This is a genomic window from Nocardia goodfellowii (assembly GCF_017875645.1).
Classification (GTDB): domain Bacteria; phylum Actinomycetota; class Actinomycetes; order Mycobacteriales; family Mycobacteriaceae; genus Nocardia; species Nocardia goodfellowii.
This window is the reverse complement of the sequence record NZ_JAGGMR010000001.1, coordinates 1,675,801-1,696,987: the sequence shown is the minus strand read 5'-3', so window position 1 is coordinate 1,696,987 and position 21,187 is coordinate 1,675,801. Positions and strand designations below refer to the sequence as shown.

Genomic DNA, 21,187 nt, shown 5'->3' with positions numbered 1-21,187 from the left:
CACCTGGTCACTGGTCCGATACGCCAGTAACATGGCCCGGATCATGACGAGGGAACAGACGATGGCGCAACCGGAAACCGGAGCTGTCGGTCAGTCGACTGGGCTGGCCGGACGACGCTTTCAGGTTCGCGACCACTACGAGGTCGGCCGGGAGAAAGTGCGCGAGTTCGCCCGCGCCGTGCAGAACCATCATGGTGCGCATCAGCGCGAACCCGATGCCCGCAAGCTCGGGTACGAGGGTCTGATCGCGCCGCCGACGTTCGCCTCGGTGATCGGCATGGCCAGTACCCGCGCGCTCTTGGACTCGGTGCTCACCGACTACGACCTCACCCAGGTGCTGCAGACCGATCAGGTTTTCGAGATGCGCCGCCCGATCCTCGCGGGCGACCGGATGCAGACCGAAGTCCTGATCGATTCGCTGCGCCAGTTCGGTGACAACGACTTCATCCACGTCAAGTTCGTGCTGCGCAATCAGCACGGGGAGATCGCGCAGGTCGGCTCCAGCACCATCGTCGCCCGCCGCGGCGCCGACGTGGACCCGAATCTGGTGGAAGCGGTGGAGAGCATCTTCATGCACGTCCGCCCCTCGGAGCTGGACGAGACCGGCCCGCTCGCCGAGCTGCCCGTAGCCGGTGTCCCGCTGGACATTCCGGCCCGCGAGCCCGCCCTCGTGCACACGCTGCCCGCGTTCGAGGAGCTATCCCCGGGCACCGCGCTGCCCGCGGGCTCCGCCCGGCTGACCCGCGGTGACCTCGCCAATTACGCCGGTGTCTCGGGCGACCCGAACCCGATCCACTTCAGTGACCGCGCCGCCGAACTGGTCGGCCTGCCGACCGTGGTCGCGCACGGCATGCTCACCATGGGCCTGGCCGCCGACTATCTGACCTCGTGGCTGGGCGATCCCACCGCCATCGAGAAGTTCAGCGTCCGGTTCTCCGGTTTCGTCCCGGTCGCCGCGGACGCCGCGACCACCGTCGACTTCAGCGGCAAGATCAAGTCGCTGGACGCCGGAAGCCGCACCGGGACAATCATGTTGAGCGGTGCCGCCGACGGGCGCAAGCTGTTCGGGCGGGCGCTGGCCGAAGTGCGCTTCGCTTGACTCCAGGCTTTCGATCAAGCCGGGATCAGCGGTAATAGCAGCGATTCCGAAGTCGGCGCACGATGGAGGCCGTGAGAAACTCCGTGAATTCCCGCCGCGCGGCCTCGGCCCTCGGTGCCCTGTGCCTGGTAGCCGGATTCGGGCTCGCCCCCGCGGCCGCCATTCTCGGTCCGGCGCCCGCCCTCGCGCAGGCCGGCGAACTGCGCGACCAGGACCCGAGACCGACCGCCGGCGACACACCGAAGAAGCAGTTCTACAGCAGCTGCGCCGAAGCCAGGCGCGACGGCAACGGGCACCTGCGCCGCGGCGAACCCGGCTACTGGTCCTACCTGGACCGCGACGGCGACGGCATCGCCTGCGAATACGTGGACGACTGAGCGCCGGTCAGGTGATCGCCTGGAACACCAGCACGGTCGCACCGATCCGGATGACATCGCCGTCGGCGAGCAGCGCGCCGTTGTCGATGGCTTCCTCGTTGACGTAGACGCCGTTGGCCGAACCCAGATCCTTGATCAGCAGACCGGCCCGGCTCGGCATGATGTGCGCGTGATAGCGGCTGGCCTTGGGGTCGTCGAGGATCAGATCGTTGTCGGTCATCCGGCCGATGCGCAGCCCAGCTGGCGGAATCACCTGCGCCCGGCCGTCGGATAGCCGCAGCTGTCCGTTGCGGACCGTGCGCGGCGTCTCGGTGACCGTCTCGGTCATGTACTTGTGCAGGTCTTCGGCGCGCCGGAACTCGGTGGTGTGCAACGGTTCCTGGCGCAGCACCCGCTGCTCCAGCTCGACCAGCGCGGGGCCCGGATCGATCCCGAGCTCCTCGGCGAGCACCTCCTTGACCGTGCGCGCGGCGGCGAGCGCGTCGGCTTGCCGCCCGGACAGATACAGCGCGGTGATCAGCTGACCCCACAGCGGTTCCCGCAGCGGATGTTCGGCGGTCATCGAACGCAGCTCGCCGATCACCGAAGAGTGCCGCCCGCAGGCGATCTCGGCGTCGATCCGAGCCGAGGCGGCGACCAGGCGCTCCTCGTCCATGGCGGTGGCGAATCCGTCGGCGAAACCCAGACCCGCCAGATCGGCCAGCGCGCGACCGGTCCACTCCCGCAACGCGGTCGCGTAGAGCCGTGCCGCACTCTCGTTGTCGCCGACACCGGCGGCCTTGGCCGCGGCCTCGCGCGCGGCCTCGAATCTGCCGATGTCGCAGGCCGCCTCGGAAATCTCCAGCCGATAGCCCGAGGACTCCGTGCGCAGCACCTGCGCCGGATCGACACCCGAATTACGCAGCGCCTTACGAATATTCGAGACGAACACCTGCAGGCTCGCGGCGTAGGAGTCGGGCGGATCCTCGTTCCACACCATGTCGGCCAGGACAGCCGAGGACACCGCGCGCCGCCGATTGACGGTCAACGCCGCCAGCAACGCGCGCGGCTTGGGCCCGCCGACCGCCACCGGTTCACCACCGACGAACAACCGGACGGGCCCGAGCACGCGCACATCCACACTCATGAACTTCCTATTGCTCCCTCATCGGCGGCAAAACCCTTGCCCCCGAGAGGCGAAAGGGTCAGGCGCTGATCGACCGTCCCGCAGACTTCAGATCATTGCACGCCTCGACGACACGCGCCGCCATGGCCGCTTCGGCCTTCTTCAGGTAGGAGCGCGGATCGTAGACCTTCTTGTTGCCGACCTCGCCGTCGATCTTCAGCACGCCGTCGTAGTTGCCGAACATGTGACCGGCGATCGGACGGGTGAAGGCGTACTGGGTGTCGGTGTCGACGTTCATCTTCACCACGCCGAAACGCAGCGCGTCCTCGATCTCCGACTTCAGCGAGCCCGAGCCGCCGTGGAAGACGAAATCGAACGGTTGTGCGTCGCTGCCCAGGCCCAACTTGGCGGCGGCCACGCGCTGGCCCTCGGCCAGCACCTCGGGACGCAGCTTCACATTGCCCGGCTTGTAGACGCCGTGCACGTTGCCGAAGGTGGCGGCCAGTAGGTACTTGCCGTTCTCGCCGTGGCCGAGCGCGTCGATGGTCTTCTCGAAATCCTCCGGGGAGGTGTAGAGCTTGTCGTTGATCTCGGCCTCGACGCCGTCCTCTTCGCCGCCGACGACGCCGATCTCCACCTCGAGGATGATGTTGGCCGCGTGCGTGGCCTTCAACAGCTCCTTCGCGATCTCCAGGTTCTCGTCGATCGGGATCGCCGAACCGTCCCACATGTGCGACTGGAACAGCGGGTCGCGGCCCGCGTTCACCCGCTCCTGGGAGATGGCGATGAGCGGCCGCACGAAGCCGTCCAGCTTGTCCTTCGGGCAGTGGTCGGTGTGCAGCGCGATCGTCACGTCGTACTTGGCGGCGATGACGTGCGCGAACTCGGCCAGCGCCACCGCACCGGTGACCATGTCTTTCACACCCAGGCCGGAACCGAATTCCGAGCCGCCGGTGGAGAACTGGATGATGCCGTCACTGCCGGCGTCCGCGAAGCCCTTGATGGCCGCGTTCACCGTCTCCGACGACGTGCAGTTGATGGCCGGGAAGGCGAAGGAGTTCGCTTTGGCCCGACCGAGCATCTCGGCGTAGACCTCCGGAGTCGCGATGGGCACAGTGACAACCTCCGTGTTCGATTGGCGGCGTGCGTCGAGCCCTGCGTGGTCAGGCTGCACAACCGCCTTCGGGCTCTGAGCTCACGCCGCGTGTAGATGCGGCAAAAGACAATTCTGTCAGGCACACCCTAAGCCAGGGGCCGTTACCCGGTACTGTGGGCCGGGTAATCGGGCTGGCGGCACTCGAACGGTAAAACGTGACGCGCGCCGGCCGACCCCGAACAGGAGGCCGCGTGAATCTGCTGGCAGCGACCGATCTACTGGCAGCGACCGATAAGTCGGTGTGGAGCAACATCCTCGACCCGATGACACTGCTCACCGAGACTTGGCTGGCGAACGCGGTACTGCCCGCGATCCTGATCATCGTCTTCATCGAGACCGGTCTGCTGTTCCCGATCCTGCCCGGTGATTCGCTGCTGTTCACCGGCGGCATGTTGTCGGCGCAGCCCAGTCCCCCGGTGTCGATCTGGGTCCTGCTGCCCGCGACCGTCCTGGTCGCCTTCCTCGGCGACCAGTGCGGATATTGGATCGGGCGCGGAATCGGCCCGAAGATCTTCCACAAGGAAGACACCCGCTTCTTCAAGAAGCACTACGTGACCGATACGCACGAGTTCTTCGAGAAGCACGGCCCGAAGACGATCATCCTGGCCCGCTTCGTCCCGATCGTCCGCACCTTCATGCCGGTGCTCGCGGGCGTCTCCCAGATGACCTACCGCAAGTTCGTCGCCTTCGACATCGTCGGCGCGATCCTGTGGGGCGGCGGCGTCACCATCATCGGATACTTCCTCGGCAACGTGGCCTTCGTGCGCGATCACATCGAGGCGATCTTCCTGCTGATCGTGTTCGTCTCGATCCTGCCCGGCATCATGGCCATCGGGAAGAAGCTGCTCAACCGCGGCAATACACCGGCCAAGGAAGTGCTCGAGGCCGAGCTCACCGCCACGTCCAACGAATCGACCCGCTGAGCCGGTGGGTACGGCGCCCTCTCTTCTAGCGGTCGAGCCCCTGGCGGTGGGCTCTTTCGATCCGCTCCTCTCGGCGGGCCCCACGCTCGTCTGGACGGTGGTCCTCACCTTCGTCTTCCTGGAATGCGCGTTGATCGTCGGGCTGTTCCTGCCCGGCGACTCGATGCTCATCACCGCGGGCATCGTCATGGCCGCGCACGCCACCGGCGAAGCCCAGGTGTGGGCGTTGTCGGTGGGCGCGATGTTCGCCGCGATCGCCGGAAACCAGGTCGGGTACGTCATCGGCCAGCGCACGGGCCATCATCTGGTGGCCCGCAAGGACGGCCGCTACATCAACACCAGGAACCTGGCCCGGGTCTCGGAGTTGTTGCAGCGGCACGGTTTTCTGGCGGTGCTGGTGGCGCGCTGGATTCCGTGGGTGCGCACGCTGTGCCCGATGGTCGCCGGCGCGGCCGGCATGGATCACCGGAAATACACCGTGGCCAGCACGATCGGCGCGATCATCTGGGCGCCGGTGCTGCTGCTGATCGGCTACTACGCGGGCAGCTGGTTGCAGCGGGTGCCGTGGTTGATGCCGATGGTGATCGGCACGCTGGTGGTGGGTCTGATCATCGGGACCGCACTCGGTATCCGGCACTACCGGCAGGAAATGGCCAAGCCCGCCGAGGATTTCGACGTGGAGTCGGCGCCCGCGGAGCGCTAGAGTCCGGCCGCGGTGACCTGGTAGGCCGCCTCCATCAACAGCCAGCCCGACAGCTGCACCGAGAGGTCGCGCTCGGGGGTCTTCGAAGCGGTCACCGAGCCGCCCGCGGTGAACAGACCCGCACCGGAGCTGCCCCCGGGCACCCGGGCGGGTTTGCACCAATCGGCTCCGAACAGCGGTTCACCCTCGACCTCCAGCCGATTCGCCCACGCCGCCGCCGCGGATTTCCGCACCAGGGTGGCCGCGAGCTGCCGATCCTCCACTTCTCGACGGTCGTCGCCGGGCAGCATCACCGCGGCCAGCGCCAGATACCTGGCCAGGATCCCGTTGAACAGGCCACCGTCGCCCCCGCGCCCGCCGTGGATCACACCGCCCGTGGTCAGGTGCGCGTCGACCGCGTGCAGCAGCCGATGCGCGCGCTCGACATGCCTTTCCTCGCCGGTGTGCACGGCGAGTTCGACTTCCAGGCCGAGCACCACGCCCTGGCAGTAGCTGAAGATCGGGCGCTCGATCACGCCCGAGGGTAGGTGGATACCGTCGAGGATCAGGCCGGTATCCGCGTCCCGCAGGTTCTCCTCCAGCCAATCCGAGATCTCCTGCGCGCGGCCGTAGCGGCCGAGCCGGCACAGCGCGATGCCCGCGGGACCGTTCGCGGGCGCATTGTAGAAATCCGATCCCAGTCGCCACGGAATGCCGCCGCCCACCGCCGGATTCCACGCGTCATAGAGCTTCTTCTCCAGCGCGACCAGCGCCCCGCGCACCTCCGTGAGGCCCTGGGTGCGTTCGGCGCGTTCCAGAGCGATGGCCAGCCAGGCCATATCGTCGTAGTACTTGTTGGTCCAGCCGGTGATATTGCGGACCCGATGCGAGCGCGCCAGCTCGCTGATCCGTTTGCGCCGGGCCGGGGTCGGCACGCGGTTCGCGGCGTCGACCGCGCACTCGATCAGATGCGCCTGCCACCAGTAATGCCAGTATCCGAAGGTGCGTTCGCGTTTGGTCGCGGGCCAGCCGACGACGCCCAGTTCGGTACCCGGAAAGGCCCACAGGGCCCGCAGGTGCCGGGAGATGATCGCGGATTCCGCCATATCGGCACGCTCGGACCACAGGTCGGGTGTCGATGCAGCGTCCTGCCCGGTATTCGGGCTTCGCGATGTCATCTCTCAATGGTGCCAGCCGACACGCACATTACGTGGCCTATTTGTTACCGAACTCGCTACCAGGAGTCGGATAGCTCGGCGTGTTGCCGCACCCAGGCGTGCATGGCGATGCCCGCCGCGACACCGGCGTTGATACTGCGGGTGGAGCCGAACTGGGCGATCGAGACGGTCAACGCCGCCGCGTGCTTGGCGTGCTCGGTGACGCCGGGCCCCTCTTGGCCGAACAACAGCAGGCACTCGCGCGGCAGTTCGGCGGTTTCCAGCGGCACCGCACCCGGCACGTTGTCCACGGCCACCACGGTCAGCCCGTGCCGCTCGGCGTAGGCCAGCAGTTCGGCCAGATCGGTGTGATGTTCGAGGTGCTGATAGCGGTCGGTCACCATCGCGCCGCGGCGATTCCAGCGGCGCCGGCCGACGATGTGCACCGCCGCCGCGGCGAACGCGTTGGCGGTGCGGACCACGGTGCCGATATTGGCGTCGTGCCCGAAGTTCTCGATGGCGACGTGGAACGGGTGCCGGCGCCGATCGATGTCGGCGACGATGGCCTCGCGCGTCCAATAGCGGTAGGCGTCCACCACATTGCGGCGGTCGCCGTGCGCGAGCAGTTCCGGGTCGAGGCGGGAGTCGTCCGGCGGCGGGGTACCGAATTCTTCGAACCACGGCCCGACACCGCGCGGATGCTCCCCCCATTCGGTCGGTCCGGGATCGGTCTCCCGGGGCTCGCGGCCGACGGAGTCGGCGAGGCGGGTGTGCTCTGCGGTGTCGGGCTGCGGGTGAGTCACGCCGACGATGCTAATTCCAGCGACAGCGCGATCAGTAGCTGGTGCTGCTGGCCCCGAAGGCGCCGATGACGATCGCGAAGACCACGAAGATGATGCTCAGCGCGATCAGCACCGAGCCGATGATGCCGAGGATGAAGCCGGCCTGCGCCTTGCCGCGGCCACCCATGGCGCCGCCGGAGGCGTCGATCTCGTCCATCGCCTTCTTGCCCATGAACCAGGCGAACGGCGCGCAGAGACCACACAGGGTGACACCGAGAATGCCCAGGATCAGCACCAGCGTGGACTGCGGGTGTTCCTGCTGGCCGTAGGGCGCGCCGTACGGCGCGGCGCCGTAGGGCTGCTGACCATACGGCTGCTGACCGTAGGGCTGCTGCGGATACGGCTGCTGCTGGGCGTAGGGATCGGATTGACCGTAGGGCTGCTGCGGCTGCTGCGCGTGCGGATCGGATTGCCCGTACGGCTGCTGGCCGTACGGCTGTTGTCCGTAGGGCTGCTCCGGCTGTCCGGATTTGTCCATCGACGGCGGAAAACTCATGAGGAGATGTTAGCCGTCAGCGTTCCGCTTCGGTGGGTCTGCGGCGACATCACCCGGGTGCGGCGACCGTGGCGGCGATGATGATGGTGAGAAAAGCCGCTACCCCGAGACTGAGCAGAACGGTGGCGATGATGCCGCAGATGTAGCCCGCCTGTGCGTTGCCCCGCCCGTCGAGCGCGCCCGCCGAGTCGTCGATCTCGTCCATCGCGCGCTTGCCCAGCACCCACGCGAAGGGTCCGAGCACCACCAGCAGCGGGCACATGAACGTGCCGACCAGCGCGACGATGCCGAGTACCATCGCGGTGTTCGCCTGCGGATGCTGTGGCGGCCGGACATACGGCGGGTATCCGTGATACGGCCCCGGATACGGGTTCACGCCATCAATCGTACGAGGTGTAGCTGGCACCACCATGGTTTCGGCGGACAGCACCCTCGAAACCTGTTGCCGCACCGACAAGCATGGGAGACATGACCGAGACACAGGCCGAACCCATCGTCGTGCCGGCGCCGCGGCCGCCCGCGCCGCCGCTGTGGCGCGCCGTACTGGGCGCACCGTTCCAGGCCCGGACGTGGAAGGAATTCGCCTACCTGCTGGCGGTATTCGTGCTGGGGCTGGCGGTCGTCACCTATCTGTTCCTGGGCCTCGGCGGCGGTCTGCTCGTCTCGCTGACGATCGTCGGCATTCCGCTGCTGGCGCTGGTGCTGCTGAGCGGCCGCCTCTGGGCCTGGGTCTACCGGGCCCTGTCGAGGACCCTGCTCGACACCCCCGTGGAACCGCCGCCGCCGTTCGCGCGGCAGCCCGGCGTGTTCGGCTTCCTGAAGAGCGCGTTCACCGACCGGCCGAGCTGGCGGGCGTTGCTGTTCCTGGTCGTGCAGGTGCCGCTCGGCGTCGTGCTCGGTTACCTCGCCCTGGTCGTCATCGCGATGACGGTGTTCCTCGCCCTGTCGCCGATCTTCTGGGCCGTGGACCGGCCGGTCAATGTCGACGCCGACGGGGTCGAGCACCACTCGATGATGCAGTTCGGTTCGTACTACGTCGATACCTGGCCGCGGGTGCTGGGCGTCGCGGCAGGCGGAGTCGTGCTGTGCTTCGCGCTGCCGTGGCTGGTGCGCGTCCTCTGCCTGGTGCATCGCGCGCTCACGATCGCCCTGCTCTCGGCCACCACCCGGGACAAGCAGCTGGCGGAGTTGCGTGCGAGCCGCCGGGCCGTCGTCGACGACGCCGCCGCGACGCTGCGCCGGGTGGAGCGCGACCTGCACGACGGCACGCAGGCCCGGCTGGTCACCATCGCCATGGCGCTGGGCCGCGCCGAGGAGCGGTTGGAGACGGGCGGGAACCCGAGCGACCTGATCGCCGACGCGCACGCCAGCTCGAAGGAGGCGCTCACCGAACTGCGGGAGCTGGTGCGCGGAATCCATCCACCCGCCTTGGAATTGGGCCTGGAACCCGCCCTGGAAACGTTGACCTCCCGCTGTGCCGTGCCGGTGGATCTGCGGGTCGCGCTGCCGCAGCGCCCCAGCCCGGCGATCGAGGCCATCGCCTACTTCTCCGTCGCCGAACTGCTCACCAATGTGGTGAAGCACGCGCACGCCGATCGGGTCTGGGTCTCGGTGGTCCCGCACGACGGACGCACGATCGCGGTCACGGTGCGCGACAACGGTATCGGCGGCGTGCTGCCGCCGGACGCGGCGGGAACGACCGAGGGCAGCGGGCTTTCGGGCTTGGCGGCGCGGGCGCGGGCGGTCGACGGGACGCTCACCGTGCAGAGCCCGACCGGCGGCCCCACCGTGGTGACCATTGTGCTGCCGAAGGTGGGACCGTGATGACCACTCCGTTACGTATCGTCATCGCCGAGGACAGCGCGATCCTGCGCGACGGTCTGGCCGGCCTGCTCGCCGAACGCGGCCACCAGGTGGTGGCCATGGTCGGTGACGCGGGAACGCTGAGCGATGTTGTCGGACAGCACAATCCGGATGTCGCCGTGGTCGACGTGCGGATGCCGCCGTCGTTCACCGACGAGGGTCTGCTCGCCGCCATCGAACTGCGCCGCAAGTACCCGATGACCGGCGTGCTGGTGTTCTCGCAGTGGATCGAAACCCGTTACGCCACCGAGCTTCTGGCCGGCGGGGCGAGTGGCGTCGGCTATCTGCTCAAGGATCGGGTAGCCGACGTGCGCGAGTTCGTCGACGCCCTGCAGCGGGTCGCGACCGGCGGCACCGCCCTGGACCCGGAAGTGGTGAGTCAGCTGATGGGTGCTTCCCGGCAACAGGATTCGCTGGCCCGGCTCACGCCACGGGAGCGCGAAGTCCTCGAACTGATGGCACAGGGCCTGTCCAACAACGCGATCGCCGAGACGCTCACCGTCACCGAGCGAGCGGTGGAGAAGCACATCGGCAACATCTTCGTGAAACTGGATCTGCCGGTGTCGGATACGCATCATCGACGGGTCCTCGCGGTCCTGCGTCTGAAGGGCTGACGGCGAACAACCGACGCGTATGCGTCGAAGTCGCGAGTCCCGGCTGATCGAATACGCGACAATAGGGGCCGCGAACCCCCCAGTGCCGCAGGCGCTGGAAAAGGACACTGCATGGATCACGGGCGCGTTCTCCGCGTGGTGCTCGGCGTGACGGCCGGGTACCTGATCCTGCTCGGCCTGTGGCTCGGCTGGCTCATCCACCGCGCTCCACCCGGCACCGTCCCATATCAAATCGTCGCCATGGTCGGGCTGTTCGGTTCCTGCCTGGGCCTGGGCATGCTGCTGGCCACTCGCCCGTCCCGCGCCGATCGCGAACTCTGGCGGCACGGCCTGGAGGGCTGGGCCACCGTGAAAAGCCGTCGCACCCTCGAACGCACCGACCACCACAGCGAATTGACCCGGCTGGAACTGGAACTCACCGTGCCGGGCACCGAAACCTATACCGGCTCGATCACTTTCGATCTGATGCCGGCCGACAGCCCGAAACTCGCGGTCGGCGAGACCGTGTCGATCCGCGTCGATCCGGCCAACCGGGACCGCATCATTCTGGTGCTGTGACCTGGTGCGCCCGCGGATCGGCCAGCAGATATTGCGCGGCGGCGTAAGTCGCCAGGATGACGCCCTCGGTGCGGTGCCGGGATCGCGCACTGCGCGCGAACAGGCGGCGCAGCACGATCAGTCCATCGGACACGGTGAACAGTAATGCGCCGAGCCCCAACCGGCTGCGCGGATCCGCTCCCGGAATATTCAGGCCCGCCACGTTTTTCGCGGTGGGAGCCAACCCTGGATCAGAGGCCAGCACGGCGGCGGTGCCGAGCGTCGCGCCGTAGGCGGTCAAAGGCGTTGCGACCGTGGGCGCCTTGGCTCGCAACAGGGCGGCGGCCCCGAGCCAGGCCGCTACCCGGGGCAGTGCGACCACCGGCCATGCTCGCGCCCCCTTACGCAACCACAGCGCCGAGTACCCGGTCTGCATCACCGCGAAAGACGAAGCGCCCGCGATCAATCGGCGATCGTTGTCGGGATCGATGAGCAGGATGTCGCCGACGGTCGCCGCCGCCAGCGATCCCAGCAGCACCGCGCGATCGGTAGCTTCGAGCTCGACCCCGGAGGCCACCACATCCGCCGCGAGCAACGGCATCATCAGCGGTTTGGCGAGCCACTGCAGTTTCTCCCGGCCGGTCACCGCCCCGTAGACGGTGACCGCGGCGGCCGCGAGGAACCCGGCCCGGAACGCGGGCACGCGCGGTGTGCGCTCAGCGCGCGGCGGCGCGGCACGACCATGCGAGTGGCTCAAAACACACCCTCAGAAGCTCGGCTCGGCCGGCGCGGGCGGCAAGGTGACGACCTGACCCGCATAGCTCAGACCCGCGCCGAACCCGAGTAACAGCGCCGTCTGACCGCCCTTGGCCTTACCGCTGACCAGCATCTCCTCGATCGCCAGCGGAATCGACGCGGCGGAGGTGTTGCCGGTGTTCTCGATGTCGTTGGCCATCGGGATGTCGTCGGCCAGACCCAGGTTCTTGCGCATCAGCTCGTTGATGCGGGCGTTGGCCTGGTGCGGCACGAACACCTCGATGTCCTCTTTGGCGACGCCGGACATCTCCAGCGCCGAGGCCAGCGCGCGCGGCAAGGTGACCGCGGCCCAGCGGAACACGCTCGGCCCCTGCATGCGCAGCGACATCCGGCCGACCGGTTCGGTCTCGGGGTCGGCGCCCTGCAGCGCCTGCGCCTTGTTCATGTACTCCAGGAAGTCGACGTCCTGGGAGATGGCTTCGGCGTGCTCGCCGTCGCTGCCCCACACCGTCGGGGAGATGCCGTTCTCCTCGCTGGGGCCGACCACGACCGCGCCCGCACCGTCACCGAAGATCATGGCGGTGCCGCGGTCGGTCGGATCGAGTCCGACGGTCATCGTTTCCGCGCCGATCACCAGCACGTATTCGGCGGATCCCGCGCGGATCAGGTCGGCCGCTACACCGAGGCCGTACCCGAAACCGCCGCAACCCGAGGTCAGGTCGAACGCGGGAACACCGTTGATACCCAGGTCGTGGGCGATGGTGGGTGCGCCGTGCGGGGTGAGCTTGAGCCAGCTCGAGGTACACAGGATCACCGCGCTGATCTTGGACCGGTCCAGACCGGTGTTGTTCAGCGCGCGCTCACCGGCGGCGGCCGCCATCGAACGCAGCGTCTCGTCACCGCTGATCCAGCGGCGGTTGCGAATGCCCGTGCGCTCGAAGATCCACTCGGGCGTGGAATCCAGGACCTCGCACACTTCAGCGTTGCTGACGATGCGCTGCGGACGGTAGGCACCGATTCCGAGCATCGCCACATTCGCGCGATTTTTATTGACAGCAATGCTCACCATGGGTGACTCACACGACCCTTCACCGGACCAACCCTATAAAAACGCTGCCCAGGCTAACCCAGGGCAAGGTCTTTCAGACCGAGGATGGAGCGGTATTCCAGGCCCTCGGCCGCGATCACCTGATCGGCTCCGGTTTCCCGGTCGACAACGGTGGCCACACCGACGACGGTAGCCCCCGCGTCTCGCAGCGCGCGCACCGCGGTCAGCGGGGAGTTGCCGGTGGTGGTGGTGTCTTCGACGACGAGCACCCGTTTGCCCACGATCTCGGGGCCTTCGATCTGGCGCTGCATGCCGTGGGTCTTGGCCGCTTTGCGCACCACGAACGCGTCGATCGGGCGGCCCGGAGCATGCATGACGGCCAGCGCGACCGGGTCGGCGCCCATGGTCAGACCGCCTACGGCGTCGAATTCCCAGTCCGCGACCACCTCGCGCAGCAGCCGGCCGATCAGCGGCCCGGCCTCGTGGTGCAGGGTGGCGCGGCGCAGGTCGACGTAGTAATCGGCCTCCTTGCCGGAGGACAACGTGACCTTGCCGTGCACGACCGCCAGCTCGCGCACCAGCGCGGCCAGCTTGTCGCGGTCGACCAGCTCGAGCGGATCCGCGCCTGCTCCAGGTGATGCCTCGCTCATATGTTGTTCATGTCCTTCCGCGTGAATTGAACAGGCCGCGACTCATGCGCACCTGCAGGGCTCGCGGAATCATGCCAGCCGCCGTGGTGAGCACCTTGTACTGCACTCCGGGCACGCACACCACCCGGTCCTTCTCCAGATCACTCAGAGAACCGTTGACCACCTGCTCGACCGATAGCCACATCGCCTTCGGTGTCGTGGACATCTCGATACCGGCGCGCTCATGAAACTCGGTGCGCACGAAACCGGGACACAGCGCCTGGATCCGGACGCCGGTGCCGGCCAGGCCCCCGGCCAAGCCCTCGGTGAAGGATACGACGTAGGCCTTGGACGCCGAATAGGTCGAGCCCCGTCCCGGCACCAGGCCCGCCACACTGGCCACATTCACGATGGAACCCTTGGCCGCGGCGATCATTCCAGGCAGCGCGGCATGGGTCAGTTGCAGCACCGAGGTGACATTGACGTCGAGCTGCGCCTGCAACTGCTCGTAGGGCAGCGTCCAGAATTCGCCCTTGTGCGCGAAACCGGCGTTGTTGACCAGGAATTCGATGCCCTCGGCCGCCCGCGCGGCGACCCGCGCGCGGTCGCTCACGTCGGCGAGATCGGCGGTGAGCACTTCCGAGCGGGTGGCGAATTTGCGCTCTAGCTCACCGGACAGCGCGGTCAGCCGTTCGGTGTCGCGCGCCACCAGCACCAGGTCGTAACCGAGCGAGGCCAGCCGGGTGGCGTAACCGTGGCCGATGCCGGAGGTGGGTCCGGTGACCAAGGCGACCGGACGGGTGGCGCCGGGCAGGCGCGCGGAAGCAGCACTATCGGTCATCACGACCACATTCCAATCAGCGAATTATTGCGGGACCGGACCCTGATAGGGACGAAATCCAGGGTGGAACGGTCCACCGGGCTGCGGCGCCTCGTCGCGCCCGCGGTTCTCTTCCTCATCCTCGGCGCGCTCGTCGCGCACCCGGGAGCGAGCGTCCGGGACCACCGCCAGGGACGGCCGGCGCGGCGGTTCCTGGACGCGCGGCTCGGGTTCGTCGTCGAAATCGTCGGCATAGGCGTAGGACCGCTCTTCGAAGTCCTCGTCGTCGTAGTCGTGATCGTCGTAGTCGCGATCGTCTTCGCGTCGCGGCGCATCCGGCGGGCGCACCCGGGTAGCCCCGGCCGGCGCCTCGAACTCCGGATCCTCGTCCTCGGCCTTGCGCGGCCGGGGGCGGCCCGGGTCGTGCCCGGTGGGGTTGGCGCGCGGATCGGCGACCGGCGGCAGCACATGCAGCAGACCCGACAACCGCAGCACCGCGTCGATCGCGGTCTCCCAGTCTTTGGCCGAGGTGCCGACCGACAGCATGCCCAGCGTCCAATTACCTTCGGACCACAGCATTTGCACCGTGTCGGGCAAGGTCTCGATGAACGCGACCATCCGCTGATCCACAGCGTGCCTGGCGATCTCGGGATTGGTGGCGAACACCACCCGGTCACCGATCGCGCCGAGCAACTCCAGATCGGCGTCCTTCGGCGGCGACGCCGTCTTCAAACGCATGTCCACGTCGATATCGGAACCGATCTGCCGGCGCACCGCGACCAGGGTCGCCGCGTCCTCCAGATCGAACAGAACGAACTTCTCGCCCTTGCGGATTCCGGATACCACGTCCACGGCGGAGAGGTAGCCGAGCTTGGCCAGCGCACCCCGCCGCCAGGTGGCGGGCAGTGCCGGTTCCACCGATACATACGTGTAGCCCTGGGCTTTCGCCCAGACCTGGCGTGCGTGACCGGTCCGCTGCCGCTGGACCCGATCGAAATACAGCAGCACGACCGCACCAATCAGTGCGATCGCCGCCAACCCGAACCACAATGCCGTCATCGCCGTCTACCTTAATGGGCGCAGCCCGGCAGAGTTCGTCATTGTGGGCGCGCCGAGCCGGACCTCATTACCGAGGGCCGCCGGGCAGCGCGGTGCTGATGATGAACTTGGCCAAGATGGACCCGTCCGGATTCTTGTCACCCTGCACCATCACTATGTCACCGACGGGCAGGTCCGACACCTTCGCGCCGGACAGCGAAATGACCTGTGTCATGTCATTGGTGTGCACGGTGACGCTGCCGCCGGAGGCGGAGTCGAGGGTGAGCGTGCCCCCGGTGTTCGCGTTGATGGTGCCCATGGTGGCGCCGAGATTCTCGAATCCGGGCACACCGGGGATGCCGGTGGTCGTGCTCCGGCCGGACTGCGGCGGCAGCACCGGCGCCGTGCGCGTCGCCGGTGCCGTGGTGTCTCCCGCGGCGTTCGACCCGGAATCCCGGCTGCCCAGCAGCGCGCCCGTGACCACGCCGGCCACCGCGATCAGTGCGATCACGCCCAGCGCCAAGGCGATCCAGAGACCGGTATTGCGCTTCGGCGGCTGCGGCGGCCCGGGCGGCAGATCGCCCGGCGACATGCCCGGCGGCACCGCGCCGGGCGGAACCGGACGCTGCGCGGGCGTGGGGTACTGGTTGCCGTAGCCGCCGCTTTCGTAGGCGCCCCACTGGTTTTCGGCCCGGGGCAATTCCTGGGTCGCGTTCGGGGGCGGCGGCGTCCAGGCGTCGTATTGCTCGTTGGACGGATAGACCGACGGACCCTGGCCGTACTCGGGCGGCGCACCCGAGTGACCGAGGTGCTCGGTCGGTGCGTCCTCCGGACGTTGCCCCCAAGGATCCTTCGGGTTCGTCATGACCTCCAGGGTAGGCCGGTACGGGCGGTCCGGCCGTGAGGTCGGACCGCCCCGTCGTCACTTGCCGACGACCAGCGTGTCGCGGTTCTGGTCCAGATCGACCTTGACCGTGTCGCCGTCGAGCACCTCACCGGCCAGCAGTTCCTTGGCGAGCGTGTCGCCGATGGCCTGCTGGATCAACCGGCGCAGCGGACGCGCGCCGTAGACCGGGTCGTACCCGCGCAGGGCCAGCCACAGCTGCGCCGCCTCGCTGACCTCGAGCGTCAACCGGCGCTGCGCCAGCCGCTTCTGCAACTGCTGCAGCTGGATGTCGACGATGGAGCGCAGTTGCTCCTCGTCCAGGTGATGGAACATCACCACGTCGTCGAGCCGGTTGATGAACTCCGGTTTGAACGCCGAGCGCACCGCGTTCATCACGAATTCCGGATCGCCGCCCGCACCGAGGTTCGAGGTGAGGATCAGGATCGTATTGCGGAAGTCGACGGTGCGGCCCTGGCCGTCGGTGAGGCGGCCCTCGTCGAGCACCTGCAACAGGATGTCGAAGACGTCCGGGTGCGCCTTCTCGATCTCGTCGAACAGGATCACCGAGTAGGGGCGGCGGCGCACCGATTCGGTGAGCTGACCGCCCTGGTCGTAGCCGACGTAGCCCGGGGGCGCGCCGACCAGGCGAGCGACCGAGTGCTTCTCGCTGTACTCGCTCATGTCGATCCGGACCATGGCGCGCTCGTCGTCGAACAGGAAGTCCGCCAAGGCTTTCGCCAGCTCGGTCTTACCGACGCCGGTGGGGCCGACGAACATGAACGAGCCGGTGGGACGGTTCGGATCGGCGACACCGGCACGGGCCCGGCGCACCGCGTCCGACACTGCCTGCACGGCCTCGGTCTGGCCGACGACGCGGCGGCCGAGTTCGTCTTCCATGCGCAGCAGTTTCTGGGTCTCCCCCTCGAGCAGGCGGCCGGTCGGGACGCCGGTCCAGGCCGAGACCACGTCGGCGATGTCGTCCGGGCCGACCTCCTCCTTCAGCATGATTTCACCGTCGGCGGCACCGGCGGAAGCCTTTTGGGCGGCGTCGAGCTTCTTCTCCAGCTCCGGGATCCGGCCGTAGCGCAGCTCGGCGGCCTTGCCCAGATCGCCGTCGCGCTCGGCGCGCTCGGATTCCCCGCGCAACGACTCGAGCTCCTCTTTCAGGATGCGGACCTGGTCCAGCGCGCCCTTCTCGTTCTGCCAGCGGGTCATCAGCTGGTTCAGCTTTTCCTTGCCGTCGGCGAGTTCGGCGCGCAGCTTCTCCAGCCGGATCTTGGAGGCCTCGTCGGTCTCCTTGCTCAGCGCCATCTCCTCGATCTCCAACCGGCGCACCGAACGCTCGATCTCGTCGATTTCGACCGGGCGCGAGTCGATTTCCATCCGCAGCCGGGAAGCGGCCTCGTCCACCAGGTCGATCGCCTTGTCCGGCAGGAAGCGGGCGGTGATGTAGCGATCCGACAGTGTGGCCGCGGCGACCAGCGCGGAGTCGGTGATGCGCACGCCGTGGTGCACCTCGTAGCGCTCCTTGATGCCGCGCAGGATGCCGACGGTGTCCTCCACCGAGGGCTCACCGACCAGTACCTGCTGGAAGCGGCGCTCCAGGGCGGCGTCCTTCTCGATGTGCTGGCGGTACTCCTCCAGCGTGGTGGCGCCGACCAGGCGCAGCTCACCGCGGGCGAGCATCGGTTTGATCATGTTGCCCGCGTCCATCGCGGACTCACCGGTGGCGCCCGCGCCGACGATGGTGTGCAGCTCGTCGATGAACGTGATGACCTGTCCCGCACTGTTCTTGATGTCCTCGAGCACGGCCTTGAGCCGTTCCTCGAATTCACCGCGGTACTTGGCGCCGGCGACCATGGCGCCGAGGTCCAGCGAGATGACGTTCTTGCCGCGCAACGACTCCGGGACGTCACCGGCCACGATGCGCTGCGCCAGCCCCTCGACGATGGCGGTCTTACCGACGCCTGGTTCACCGATCAGCACCGGGTTGTTCTTGGTGCGCCGGCTCAAAACCTGGATGACGCGGCGGATTTCGGAGTCACGGCCGATGACCGGGTCGAGTTTGCCCTCGCGGGCCAGTGCCGTCAGATCGGTGGAGTACTTCTCCAGCGCCTGGTAGCTGCCCTCCGGATCGGGGGTGGTGACCTTCGCGCTGCCACGCACGGTGGTGAACGCCTCGCGCAGCGCGTCGGCGGTGGCGCCGTACTTCTTCAGCAGCATCGTCACATCCGAGTCGCCACTGGCCAGGCCGACCATGATGTGCTCGGTGGAGACGTACTCGTCGCCGATCTCCTTGGACAGGTGCTGGGCGGCGGTGATCGCGGCCAGGCATTCGCGTCCGAGTTGTGGGGTGGTGGTGGCGCCGCTCGCGCGCGGCAGCCGGTCCACGATGTCCTGGGCCTCCCGGCGGACCGCGGCCGGATCGACTCCGACGGCCTTGAGCAAGGGCGCGGCGATGCCGTCGGTCTGATCCAGCAACGCCACCAGCAAGTGCGCCGGACGAATCTCCGGGTTGCCCGCGGCGGAGGCCGCCTGCAGGGCGGCGGTCAAGGCCGCCTGGGTCTTGGTGGTGGGATTGAACGAGTCCACGGTCACCTTCCTACTGGTCGAGTTGATACACAGCGTCCAACGCCGGAAAGGTTGAGTCTGTTCCGCTCAAGTTTGCAAAATTTCAGCTACCTGCCGCAGCGGCTGGCTGACCAGCACAATCGTCCACGCTACGCCGCACCCGGGTCGAATGCGATGAATCCCGGCACGGGTGGTGTAGGGATTCATAGGACGGTTCTGACAGTTGGTTGATGGGTCATATTCAGCTCGAGTCGAGGAGCGGAACGATGCGCGCGATCGTGATCAATGAGTTCGGAGCAACCCCCGAATCGACCGATATGCCGGTGCCCGAGCCGGGCGCGCGCGCGGTGCGTGTGCACCTCGAGGCGGCCGGGGTCAACCCGTTCGACAGAAAAGTCGCCGACGGCATCCTCGACGGAAAACTGCCGCACGATTTCCCGCTGATCCTCGGCGTCGACGGGGCGGGCACCGTGGTCGAAACCGGGCCCGAAGTCACCCGTTTCGCGGTCGGCGATCGGGTGGTGGGCAAGTTCCTGGCCGGCCGGGCCGGGCACGGCTCCTTCGCCGAGTACTCGGTCCTCCCCGAGGACGCCACCCTGGTCCGAATCCCCGACGGCATCGCCACCATGGCCGCCGCCGCGGTACCGACCGCCGGCGTCACCGCCCAGGACCTGGTGGACGCCGCCAAGATCGAACCGGACGAGACCGTGCTCATCGTCGGCGCCACCGGCGGCGTCGGCGTTTTCCTGGTGCAGCTGGCGAATCTCGCGGGCGCGCACGTCATCGCGACGGCGCGCGGCGCGGCGGCCGATCAGATGCTGCGGCTCGGCGCGGCCGAAACCGTCGACTACACCCGGGGCTCGGTGGCCGAACAGCTGGCCGACCGCTACCCCGACGGCATCGATGTGCTGTTCGATCTGGTCAGTCCGCCCGATCGACTCACCGAGCTCACCGCCGTGGTGCGTGACGGCGGCACCGTCTACAGCACCATCGGCTCCGCCGACGCGCCCGCGCTGCTGGACCGCGGCATCAAGGGCGGCAACTTCGAATCTCACGGCGCGGCACCCGAATTGGCCCGACTACTCCGGCGGGTGAGCGACGGTGACGTGGTGATCCCGATCGAGTCCACCGTGCCGCTGGCGCAAGCCGCCGCGGTCATCGACAAGCCCGCCGCACGCGGAAAAACCGTGTTGAGCATCTGACCATCAGCCCAAGCGTTCAGTTCCCTTTCCGACCCGGTGACGGCCCGGTTTGCCGGCCGCTTGCGACTGCTCGCAGGCCGCTGGAAATGGTCAGCTACGGTTGGCCCCGGTCGCACGCGGGCATCCCCTGGCGACCTCCGGTTTTTCCTGGATACTGGTACCGACACGGCCGACGGGTATGTCCCTGGGCAAGACGAGGGAAAGGAAGCTCCACGTCGTGGATGCGCGTTCAGCAGCGCTGGTCCGCGCCAACTTCCGTTCGGTGACCGAGGCACCGAACGGACCCGAGCGGTTGATCAGCACGTTCTACGGCTTTCTTTTTGCCGAGAACCCACAGCTCCGAGAGCTGTTCCCACCCGCGATGGAGAAGCAGGCGCAACGGGTGTGCACCGCGATCCAGTTCGTCCTCGATCATCTCGAAGACTGGGAGCGGGCCCAGACCTTTCTCGAGCAGCTCGCCCGCGACCACCGCAAATACGGTGTCGCGGCCTCGCATTACGACGCCGCGGGGCACGCGTTGCTGCAGGCCTTCCGTTCCTACAACGGTGCCGGCTGGAACCGGGAGTTGCACGAGGGCTGGCGCGACGTCACCATCCTGATCTCGGCGTCCATGGCCATCGGCGCCAATTCCGATAAGTCGCAACCCTTTTGGGAAGCCACCGTGGTCGGGCACCGGCGCGTGCTGGAGGATCTGGCGATCGTCCGGTTGCAGTCCGACACCCCGATCCCCTATCAGGCCGGCCAGTACGTGCCGGTCACGCTGCCGCAGCGTCCGAAAATGTGGCGCTATCTCTCCCCCGCGATTCCGTCGAACCCGTACGGCGAGATCGAATTCCACGTCCGCAAGATCCGCGGCGGCTGGGTCAGCCCGGCCATCGTCAACGAGACCCAGGTCGGGGACCGCTGGCGGATCGCCGCGCCGCTGGGCGGTTTGCACGTGGACCGGGAAAGCGGCCGCGATGTGCTGCTCATCGGCGCGGGCACCGGCATCGCGCCGTTGCGCGCGCAGCTCATCGAGATGGGTCAGCGCGGAGTGAATCCGCGGGTGCACTTCTTCATCGGCGGCCGCTACCCGTGCGACCTGTACGACGTGGAGAACATGTGGCAGCTCTCGCAGAGCAATCCGTGGCTCACCATCGTCCCGGTCTGTGAGCAGAAGACCAATCCGTGGTGGTTCCCGCATCCGCCCGCCGAGGAGCCCTACGGCATGCATCGCCGCCTGACCGGCAATCTCGGCGCGGTGGTCGCCAGCTTCGGCGCGTGGGCGGACCGGCAGATCCAGATCGCCGGGTCGGCGCGGATGATCGCCGACACCCGTCGGGCCCTTATTTCTGTCGGCACCCCGGAGCACATCATCAGCTCCGATCCTGTGTAAGCGAGACACTC

At 67.8% G+C, this 21,187-nt stretch carries 22 protein-coding genes; 9 read left to right on the top strand and 13 right to left on the bottom strand.

Annotated elements, in window-relative coordinates; all coding sequences use genetic code 11:
• The first annotated feature begins 43 nt into the window (after window positions 1-43).
• The gene (locus tag BJ987_RS07290) at window positions 44-1,099 is read left to right on the top strand and encodes a fused (3R)-hydroxyacyl-ACP dehydratase subunits HadA/HadB (RefSeq protein ID WP_209885930.1); all 1,056 of its coding nucleotides are present in this window, start codon (window positions 44-46) and stop codon (window positions 1,097-1,099) included.
• Window positions 1,100-1,170: 71 nt separating this feature from the next.
• Complete coding sequence (locus tag BJ987_RS07285) at window positions 1,171-1,476, top strand: excalibur calcium-binding domain-containing protein (RefSeq protein ID WP_307869527.1); 306 nt, start codon at window positions 1,171-1,173, stop codon at window positions 1,474-1,476.
• Between the two features lie 7 nt (window positions 1,477-1,483).
• On the opposite strand, the gene BJ987_RS07280 is transcribed toward BJ987_RS07285, so the two are convergent.
• Together BJ987_RS07280 and fbaA are read right to left on the bottom strand one after the other, a co-directional pair.
• The gene (locus BJ987_RS07280; protein WP_209885924.1) at window positions 1,484-2,602 is read right to left on the bottom strand and encodes a BTAD domain-containing putative transcriptional regulator; all 1,119 of its coding nucleotides are present in this window, start codon (window positions 2,600-2,602) and stop codon (window positions 1,484-1,486) included.
• A 58-nt stretch (window positions 2,603-2,660) separates the two neighbouring features.
• The gene (gene fbaA, locus BJ987_RS07275; protein ID WP_307869526.1) at window positions 2,661-3,755 is read right to left on the bottom strand and encodes a class II fructose-bisphosphate aldolase; all 1,095 of its coding nucleotides are present in this window, start codon (window positions 3,753-3,755) and stop codon (window positions 2,661-2,663) included.
• Between the two features lie 245 nt (window positions 3,756-4,000).
• Between fbaA and BJ987_RS07270 the strand changes: the two genes are divergently transcribed.
• The gene (locus tag BJ987_RS07270; protein WP_209897983.1) at window positions 4,001-4,660 is read left to right on the top strand and encodes a DedA family protein; all 660 of its coding nucleotides are present in this window, start codon (window positions 4,001-4,003) and stop codon (window positions 4,658-4,660) included.
• A gap of 46 nt (window positions 4,661-4,706) precedes the next feature.
• Window positions 4,707-5,363: a DedA family protein gene (locus BJ987_RS07265; protein WP_209885919.1), complete on the top strand. Its 657-nt coding sequence runs from the start codon at window positions 4,707-4,709 to the stop codon at window positions 5,361-5,363.
• Here the strand turns inward: BJ987_RS07265 and BJ987_RS07260 are convergent.
• From BJ987_RS07260 to BJ987_RS07245, 4 genes are all read right to left on the bottom strand, one after another.
• Window positions 5,360-6,448 carry a glycoside hydrolase family 76 protein gene (locus BJ987_RS07260; RefSeq protein WP_209897981.1) on the bottom strand — a complete coding sequence of 363 codons (1,089 nt, stop codon included), beginning with the start codon at window positions 6,446-6,448 and terminating at the stop codon, window positions 5,360-5,362. The two genes, BJ987_RS07265 and BJ987_RS07260, sit on opposite strands and share 4 nt — an antisense overlap.
• A gap of 128 nt (window positions 6,449-6,576) precedes the next feature.
• Window positions 6,577-7,302 carry a TrmH family RNA methyltransferase gene (locus BJ987_RS07255; RefSeq protein WP_209885916.1) on the bottom strand — a complete coding sequence of 242 codons (726 nt, stop codon included), beginning with the start codon at window positions 7,300-7,302 and terminating at the stop codon, window positions 6,577-6,579.
• Window positions 7,303-7,333: 31 nt separating this feature from the next.
• Window positions 7,334-7,837, bottom strand: coding sequence for a DUF4190 domain-containing protein (locus BJ987_RS37700; protein ID WP_209885913.1), 504 nt, complete (start codon window positions 7,835-7,837; stop codon window positions 7,334-7,336).
• A 49-nt stretch (window positions 7,838-7,886) separates the two neighbouring features.
• Entirely contained in the window at window positions 7,887-8,213 is a 327-nt protein-coding gene (locus BJ987_RS07245) for a DUF4190 domain-containing protein (RefSeq protein ID WP_307869525.1), read from the bottom strand.
• A gap of 92 nt (window positions 8,214-8,305) precedes the next feature.
• Here BJ987_RS07245 and BJ987_RS07240 point away from each other — a divergent pair, with 92 nt between their 5' ends.
• The 3 genes from BJ987_RS07240 to BJ987_RS07230 all read left to right on the top strand — a co-directional run bounded on the left by BJ987_RS07240 (window position 8,306) and on the right by BJ987_RS07230 (window position 10,872).
• The gene (locus BJ987_RS07240; protein ID WP_209885910.1) at window positions 8,306-9,661 is read left to right on the top strand and encodes a sensor histidine kinase; all 1,356 of its coding nucleotides are present in this window, start codon (window positions 8,306-8,308) and stop codon (window positions 9,659-9,661) included.
• Complete coding sequence (locus tag BJ987_RS07235; RefSeq protein ID WP_209885907.1) at window positions 9,661-10,314, top strand: LuxR C-terminal-related transcriptional regulator; 654 nt, start codon at window positions 9,661-9,663, stop codon at window positions 10,312-10,314. The genes BJ987_RS07240 and BJ987_RS07235 overlap by 1 nt, the downstream gene beginning before the upstream one ends.
• 111 nt (window positions 10,315-10,425) lie before the next feature.
• Complete coding sequence (locus tag BJ987_RS07230) at window positions 10,426-10,872, top strand: DUF3592 domain-containing protein (RefSeq protein ID WP_209885904.1); 447 nt, start codon at window positions 10,426-10,428, stop codon at window positions 10,870-10,872.
• On the opposite strand, the gene BJ987_RS07225 is transcribed toward BJ987_RS07230, so the two are convergent.
• The 7 genes from BJ987_RS07225 to clpB form a co-directional block, all read right to left on the bottom strand.
• Complete coding sequence (locus tag BJ987_RS07225; protein WP_209897977.1) at window positions 10,856-11,554, bottom strand: lysoplasmalogenase family protein; 699 nt, start codon at window positions 11,552-11,554, stop codon at window positions 10,856-10,858. The genes BJ987_RS07230 and BJ987_RS07225 overlap by 17 nt on opposite strands.
• Before the next feature lie 63 nt (window positions 11,555-11,617).
• A complete protein-coding gene (locus tag BJ987_RS07220; protein ID WP_209885901.1) occupies window positions 11,618-12,676 on the bottom strand; it encodes a beta-ketoacyl-ACP synthase 3 in 1,059 nt (352 codons plus the stop codon).
• 53 nt (window positions 12,677-12,729) lie between these two features.
• Entirely contained in the window at window positions 12,730-13,263 is a 534-nt protein-coding gene (gene pyrE, locus BJ987_RS07215; protein ID WP_209897976.1) for an orotate phosphoribosyltransferase, read from the bottom strand.
• Window positions 13,264-13,312: 49 nt separating this feature from the next.
• Window positions 13,313-14,125, bottom strand: coding sequence for an SDR family NAD(P)-dependent oxidoreductase (locus BJ987_RS07210; RefSeq protein ID WP_209885898.1), 813 nt, complete (start codon window positions 14,123-14,125; stop codon window positions 13,313-13,315).
• Between the two features lie 24 nt (window positions 14,126-14,149).
• Complete coding sequence (locus tag BJ987_RS07205) at window positions 14,150-15,154, bottom strand: TtfA family protein (RefSeq protein ID WP_245366638.1); 1,005 nt, start codon at window positions 15,152-15,154, stop codon at window positions 14,150-14,152.
• A 76-nt stretch (window positions 15,155-15,230) separates the two neighbouring features.
• Window positions 15,231-16,007, bottom strand: coding sequence for a DUF5666 domain-containing protein (locus BJ987_RS07200; RefSeq protein ID WP_209885892.1), 777 nt, complete (start codon window positions 16,005-16,007; stop codon window positions 15,231-15,233).
• Between the two features lie 57 nt (window positions 16,008-16,064).
• Window positions 16,065-18,620 carry an ATP-dependent chaperone ClpB gene (gene clpB, locus BJ987_RS07195; RefSeq protein WP_209885890.1) on the bottom strand — a complete coding sequence of 852 codons (2,556 nt, stop codon included), beginning with the start codon at window positions 18,618-18,620 and terminating at the stop codon, window positions 16,065-16,067.
• 245 nt (window positions 18,621-18,865) lie between these two features.
• Between clpB and BJ987_RS07190 the strand changes: the two genes are divergently transcribed.
• The gene (locus BJ987_RS07190) at window positions 18,866-19,801 is read left to right on the top strand and encodes an NADP-dependent oxidoreductase (protein ID WP_209885887.1); all 936 of its coding nucleotides are present in this window, start codon (window positions 18,866-18,868) and stop codon (window positions 19,799-19,801) included.
• 217 nt (window positions 19,802-20,018) lie between these two features.
• A complete protein-coding gene (locus BJ987_RS07185; RefSeq protein WP_209885884.1) occupies window positions 20,019-21,176 on the top strand; it encodes a globin domain-containing protein in 1,158 nt (385 codons plus the stop codon).
• The last annotated feature ends 11 nt before the right edge of the window (window positions 21,177-21,187 follow it).